The sequence below is a fragment of the Dyella sp. genome, from assembly GCF_036746095.1.
Taxonomy (GTDB): domain Bacteria; phylum Pseudomonadota; class Gammaproteobacteria; order Xanthomonadales; family Rhodanobacteraceae; genus Dyella_B.
In genome coordinates, this window is record NZ_DAIOEU010000108.1 from 1 (window position 1) to 5436 (window position 5436).

5 protein-coding genes and 1 pseudogene are annotated in these 5436 nt (G+C 62.2%); 2 read left to right on the plus strand and 4 right to left on the minus strand.

The features are described from left to right. A pseudogene (locus V7M64_RS22005) lies at positions 1-311 on the plus strand (type IV pili twitching motility protein PilT); the annotation flags it as partial. A gap of 106 nt (positions 312-417) precedes the next feature. Here V7M64_RS22005 and V7M64_RS22010 read toward each other — a convergent pair. The 4 genes from V7M64_RS22010 to V7M64_RS22025 form a co-directional block, all read right to left on the minus strand. Then, positions 418-2181, minus strand: a complete 1764-nt coding sequence (locus V7M64_RS22010) for a hypothetical protein (protein WP_333682279.1) — start codon at positions 2179-2181, stop codon at positions 418-420. Positions 2182-2401: 220 nt separating this feature from the next. Continuing rightward, entirely contained in the window at positions 2402-3328 is a 927-nt protein-coding gene (locus V7M64_RS22015) for an aspartate carbamoyltransferase catalytic subunit (RefSeq protein WP_333682281.1), read from the minus strand. Between the two features lie 37 nt (positions 3329-3365). After that, positions 3366-3788: a Holliday junction resolvase RuvX gene (gene ruvX, locus V7M64_RS22020; protein ID WP_333682283.1), complete on the minus strand. Its 423-nt coding sequence runs from the start codon at positions 3786-3788 to the stop codon at positions 3366-3368. Then, complete coding sequence (locus V7M64_RS22025) at positions 3785-4354, minus strand: YqgE/AlgH family protein (RefSeq protein WP_333682285.1); 570 nt, start codon at positions 4352-4354, stop codon at positions 3785-3787. The genes ruvX and V7M64_RS22025 overlap by 4 nt, the downstream gene beginning before the upstream one ends. 258 nt (positions 4355-4612) lie before the next feature. Here V7M64_RS22025 and V7M64_RS22030 point away from each other — a divergent pair. Further along, on the plus strand, positions 4613-5436 hold an 824-nt coding region (locus V7M64_RS22030), incomplete at its 3' end, for a hypothetical protein (RefSeq protein ID WP_333682286.1).

The following is a 5436-nucleotide window of genomic DNA, read 5'->3' on the forward strand; positions in this document are numbered from 1 at the left end:
TGCTGGGCACGCCGCTGGTGCAGGACTACATCCGCCAGGGCGAGATCCACAAGCTCAAGGAAGTGATGAAGGAATCCGGCAACCTCGGCATGATGACTTTCGACCAGAGCCTGGTGACGTTGTACCAGGCCGGCGAGATCAGCTACGAGGATGCGCTGCGCCATGCCGACAGCGCCAACGAAGTGCGCTTGCGCATCAAGCTGGCGCAAGGTGGCGATGCGCATACCCTGTCGCAGGGCTTGGAAGGCGTCGAGCTGGAAGAGGACAAGACCAGCCAGAATGGATTGGGCGCGGGCTTTTTGCGGCGTTGAGCGGTTCTGCTGGCAGCAGGTTTTCGCGCCTGCGCGGTAGGTAATGTCCGTCAACAAAAAAAGGAGCCATCGGCTCCTTTTTTTGTCGGCAGTCATGGAGGCACGATCACTTCAATTCGGTATGCGTGGTGATCACCATGCCCTGGTCTTCCATCCGCACCTGCATGCCGATTGACTTGATGCGCGCCGCTTCGGACTTCATTGCTTCGAACTGCGCCTTGGTGCTGGCGAGTGCGGCTTTCGGGTCGCCCTGCGCGCTGGAATCGTCCGGATTCAACGCGGAGCTCATCGCCGCCGTGGTTTCCGCGCGCTGCTCCAGCAGGTTGATCCAGCTGGCGTACATGTCACCGTCCAGGTGCGTGCGCATCAGTTCGCCGGCATCGCCGCCCGGCTGCTGCATCATGTCGGAGAGCTTGCCGTCTTCACCGGCGCCCACGGCAACACCAAGCGACTTGGCGCCCATCGCTGCCCATCCGGATTCACCCAATGCATTGGTGAGCTGGGCAGGCAGGGCAACGGGCTTGTTGTCGCCGGTGAGCTTCAGCCCGTTGAGCATCGGGCTGGTCATTTGCGCCATGGCGAGCAGGCCGGCCGGATTGTTGGTGCCGATCACCACGCGGCCCGACACCTTCGGCATGCCGCCGTTGGGGTTGGGTGTGTAGCTATCCAGCGCGATATGCAGGCCGAGCAGGTCGCCGATCGGCGGTACGGCCGCTTTCTGCGTAGCGTCGCCGAGGCTGCTGAAGGTGTCGTTGAGGTTGTCGAGCATCGGGCAGGTGAAAGGCTTGTCCGCCACCGCTTGCGCCTGCGCGCTCCAGAACGTGCGCAACTGCTGCATCGGCAAGGCCAGGCTCAGTTCGAACGGCGCGCTGGGATCGCTGCCCAGGCCAGGCAGTTCCACTTTCAGATGGTTGAAGGCGTTGACGATGTCGCTGGCCAGCGATACGTCGAAACGCATGTCGCGATGCTTCTCGTCCAGCGTGGTGTAACCCATGCTCATCTGCGGCACGCGTGCTGCGATGCGCGAGGCTTCGCTCTGGCAGCTCGGCGGCAGTTGCATGATGTTCGCCACGGGTTCACCGGTCTTGGCCGATTCGTTTTCCGCGCGCATCTTCTGCAGTGCTTGTGCCAGCGGGTCCTTGCCGCCGATCAGCAACGGCAGCAGGCGCGTGAGATCCACCTGGCCTACCGCCCATTTCGCATAGCCCTTGGACTTGGCGAGATCGGCGAGGCGATCGGTGTCCTGCACGTTTTTCGCCGGGCGATCCAGGCCCAGCGCCTGGCGCAGCAGCGGCTGTCCCGCATCCTGCGGCAGCAGCGCCAGCACGGCCTGCTTGCCGACCACGGCGATGATGAATTGCAGGTGCGACACCGGTGCGACGTAACGCTGGTAGCTCTGCGCGCCCAACGTCACTACGTCGAGCTTCTTGCCGTAATCGTTCTGGATTTTGGCAACGAAACTGTCGAACGCCTTGGTGTCGGCCAGCTCCATGCGGAGCACCGGCGACAGGCCCAGGCCATAGAGCGCCATGTAGCCCTTGGGATTGACGCCGGTCTCCTGGATCACCTGCTCGGCAGTCTTGCCATCGAATTCGGTGGCGACGGTGCGCAGGTATTTCGCCATGTCCGGATCTTTGTCGGCGAGCTGGTCGGCCTGCGTTTTCAGCTGCACGACCTGGGCGGGCAGCTCGGCATCCACCTGGGTCAGGATGGCCTGGCGTGTTTCGTCGTCCAGTACGTCCAGGTTGGCTAACACGTAAGGGGTATCCGCCGGCACGAAGGCCAGGGGGGCATCCTTGTCTTTGTGCGAGCAGGCGGCCAGCAACAAGCCGGAAAACGCCAGCGCCAGCACGCGCTTGGGTCTACGCATATTCTTCCCCGAGGGTGTCAATTTAACGGCGGCATTATGCCTGCTTTGGCGTGTGGCCGGTGTGGTTGTTTCGCGCCACTGCCCGTTTGTCAGGAGAGCAGGTCCAGCGTCGGCATTGTTCAGGCGTGACCCGATATGTCCAGCATCGTTCGCCCTGGCGTCGATGCAAGTGCGTCCGCGTTGGTGGCCGTGACCTAAAGGCTTTGCAAAAGAGTGGCTATCAACGCGCCAGCATTTCGCCCAGCACGGCCATGCGTACGAACACGCCGTTGCCCACCTGTTCGAGGATGCGCGACTGCGGGCCGTCGGCTACCTCCGGTGCGATCTCGATACCGCGGTTGATCGGGCCGGGGTGCATCACCAGGCAGCCGCGTGCGGCCAATGCCAGGCGGCGGGTGTCCAGGCCGTATTCGCGGAAGTAGGCAGCTTCGTCAGGCAATTCGATGCTCGCCATGCGCTCTTTCTGCAGGCGTAGCGTGATCGCCACGTCCGCGCCTTCGATCGCCTGGTCGAAGTTGTCGTAGAACTTGCAGGTGGGGAATTCTTGTTGATCCGGCATCAGGGAGGCCGGACCGCACAGGCGGATTTCCTTCGCGCCCAGCTTGCTGAAAGCGTGCACGTCGGAGCGCGCCACGCGGGAGTGCTTGACGTCGCCGCAGATCACCACGGTGAGCTGGCTGAAATCCGGACGATGCTGGCGAATGGTCAGCGCATCGAGCAAACCTTGCGTGGGGTGTGCGCGATTACCGTCACCGGCGTTGACCACTGACACGCCGCTCATCGCATGGCGTACCAGTTCATCCGGCGTGCCGGAGACTTTGTGGCGCACGATGATGGCGTCCAGATGCATCGCTTCCAGCGTGTGCAAGGTATCGAACAGTTCTTCGCCCTTGGCGGTGGACGAGAAGCCGATGTCGAAGTTGATCACGTCCGCGCCCAATCGGCGCGCCGCCAGTTCGAACGACGTGCGCGTGCGCGTGGAGGGTTCGAAGAACAGGTTGAGGATGGTGCGTCCGTTGAGCAGATCCAGCTTGCGCGTGCCGTGGGCGCAGGCGTCGCGCATGGTGATGGCACGATCCAGCAGCCGCTCGATGCAGTCGCGCGGCAGGTTTTCGAGCGTGGTGAGGTGGCGCAGGCGTGAGAACATGGCGAGTGTCTTCTTGTGTTGTTGTGATTGCCGATTTTTATAGGGCTTCGTGCAACCAGCGTTCGAGGATCACCGCCGCGGCTTCGGCGTCGATCTGTGCCGCATCACGGCGGCGTTTCAAACCTGCGGCGCGTGCTTGAGCGAAACGCTCCGCTGCTTCGAGAGAACTATGGCGTTCGTCCACCATGGCGACCGGCATGCGGTAGCGCTCGCGTAGCCGTTCGGCGAAACGGCGTGCACGCTTGCTGGCAACCTGTTCTTCGCCATCCAGTGTAAGCGGCAGACCTACCACGAAACTGTCGGGCAGCCATTCGCTGCGCAGTGCATCGAGCGCGGGCCAATCGGGCGCGTCGTCGCGCATGGCAAGCGTGGCGATGGCGCGTGCGCTGGCGGTGACGCGATTGCCGACTGCGACGCCGATAAGTTTGCTGCCGACGTCGAAGCCAAGCACGCAGGTCATGCGTGGCCCGCGTAGCCAGGGAGTTGCAGTGGATCGATGCCGACCAGGCCCGCGGCGGCGCTCCAGCGTTCTTCCAGCGGGGTGTGAAAGACCACGCGTTCGCTGGCGTCGGCAGTGAGCCAGGTATTGTCCTTCAGTTCCTGCTCCAACTGGCCGGCGCCCCAGCCCGCATAACCCAGCGCCATCAGCGCCAGGCGCGGACCTTCGCCGGCCGCCATCGCAACCAGGATGTCGCGCGAGGTGGTGACCGACCAATCGCCGTTGATGCGATAGCTCGATTCCCAATGGCCGTGCTCGCGATGCAACACGAAGCCGCGTTCCTGCTGCACCGGACCGCCGATCAGCACCGGCGCATCGACCAGCTCAGGGTCGGTGCATGGGAGTTTCATCTGCGCCAGCACATCGCCGAAACGATATTCGGAAAGCTGATTGACCAGCAGTCCCACTGCACCGTCTTCGTCATGCTGGCAGATGAAGGCCACGCCGCGCGAAAACGGCGGCTCGGTCAGGCTGGGCATGGCGATCAGAAACAGGCCTGCGAGTGACTGGGGCGAGTTGGTTGGCATGGGGGCATTCTAGCAGCCTGTCGGAACCTCGAAAGAAACCACGCGGCGTCATGAGAATTTGGCCAAATTCGTCGATACAGGCCGCAATGAAGTGCATGGCGAAGACGCAAGGCGCTTCGGCTTTTACTCAGTACAGTTGCGTTTGTGTTTTCGTGCCGCCAACGCGGAAGTGCACGGAAGTACCGAAATGAATATGCACCGCCCGCTTAGTGCCACTGTCCTGCAAAGTTCGTTGCAAGGTTCAGTCGGGTGATTGCCATGTCTATCCAAGCCATCCATGCAGCATTTGCGGATCACCAGCCGGCGGGGCTGGATAACGGACCGGCTAACGCCGCTACATATACCCTCGATCGTGGAGTAACTCCAGCCGATTGGGGCTCAATTCCAATCACTCGCTCCGCCGGGTTTCCTTCGCTGCCGCCGGATGCTCCAGATTTTTTGCGAGGCTCAAACAGCCCGAGCCCCGGCGACCAGGCCTTATCTAAATATCGCGTGGACCCCAATGAGCTCAATGGATTGCAGCCTGATGAAAAAGGCGTGTATTCGCGCCTGAATGGGAATGGCACCAAGGACGATTTCATCAAGCTGGCAAATGGAGATGCCTATAAGGTCGGCGAATTCGATTCGAGCACGAAGACTTGGCCTGTACTGGATCCTCAGACCGAACAAACGGTTGGGACAGTCGGCCGCCAAGATTTATCCAGCTACCGTGTGGACGCGAGCAAGCTGGATGGATTGGAGCCTGATGAAAAAAACGTGTATTCCCGCCTAAATAGGGATGGCACCAGGGACGATTTCATCAAGATGGCGAATGGCGACGTCTATCAGGTCAGATTCGATCCGCGTACGCAGACCTGGCAAGTGCTGGATCCGCTCACGGGACGCCCCGTTGGGACGCTCGTCCGCTCCGGCAAGACGGGTAACGATTGGACGAGCCAATGGGTGTTGAGAGATATGCCGCCATTTCAGGGAGGACGGCGGTCCCATGGAGGCGGCGGTGCCCGGCGAGGCGGCGGTGCCCAGGGAAGCGGCGGTGCGCAGGGAGGCGGCGGCGCCCAGCGAGGCGGCGGTGCGCAGGGAGG

Bases quoted from the DNA above. Each gene is read 5' to 3' on its own strand.
- V7M64_RS22010 (WP_333682279.1), bottom strand. From the start codon at position 2,181: ATGCGTAGACCCAAGCGCGTGCTGGCGCTGGCGTTTTCCGGCTTGTTG.
- ruvX (WP_333682283.1), bottom strand. From the start codon at position 3,788: ATGACCTGCGTGCTTGGCTTCGACGTCGGCAGCAAACTTATCGGCGTC.
- V7M64_RS22015 (WP_333682281.1), bottom strand. From the start codon at position 3,328: ATGTTCTCACGCCTGCGCCACCTCACCACGCTCGAAAACCTGCCGCGC.
- V7M64_RS22025 (WP_333682285.1), bottom strand. From the start codon at position 4,354: ATGCCAACCAACTCGCCCCAGTCACTCGCAGGCCTGTTTCTGATCGCC.